The following is a 558-nucleotide window of genomic DNA, read 5'->3' as shown; positions in this document are numbered from 1 at the left end:
CGACGAACCGCAGACGAACGCCACGGAACTGCCGTCCGAGGACGCTCGTCGGGCGGCTTCCACCGCCAGCACGGTCTTTCCAGTGCCTGCTCCGCCGAGGACGAGCACCCGCGGATTGGATTCGAAGATCCGCATGGCCTCGATCTGCTCATCCGTCATCGTCACGATGTTCTGATCGATGAGGACTTCGTCGTCGGGGACAGTCCGCATCGCATCGACCTCTCCGCGCAGAAGCCTGGACACCTCGCGGAGGTCGGCCCGATCGCGCAGGTGGCTTCCGGACCGGTTCGCCTGGGTACCCCGTGGCCTCCGTGCAAACCTGGCTAACGCATCCAGTGACCGTTGGAGGCCTTCGGACGTCATCCTGTCCAATCCGATGTGCTGCTCAGGCTCCCACTCCGGATCCGGATCCAGTGTCTGGTGGGGTGTGACGACGGCCGAGGCGAACGGCCAATTTCCGGTGGGAATCCTCGAGCGGAGAATGTCGATCAGCGAGAAAGCGGCCTCGTTCGCTTGGACCCAGGGGCTCTTCGAGAGGTTGTGAATTCTGTCGTGACG

At 63.6% G+C, this 558-nt stretch carries 1 pseudogene; it reads right to left on the bottom strand.

Going from position 1 to position 558, the window contains the following annotated elements:
- Positions 1–243: pseudogene (locus IG178_RS24310) on the bottom strand (nuclease-related domain-containing DEAD/DEAH box helicase); the annotation flags it as partial.
- Positions 244–558 lie beyond the last annotated feature (315 nt).

This window comes from Neoluteolibacter marinus, from assembly GCF_014904755.1.
GTDB classification, from domain to species: Bacteria; Verrucomicrobiota; Verrucomicrobiia; order Verrucomicrobiales; family Akkermansiaceae; genus Haloferula; species Haloferula marina.
The sequence above is the reverse complement of the archived record's forward strand: the minus strand, read 5'-3'. Positions and strand labels throughout refer to the sequence as shown.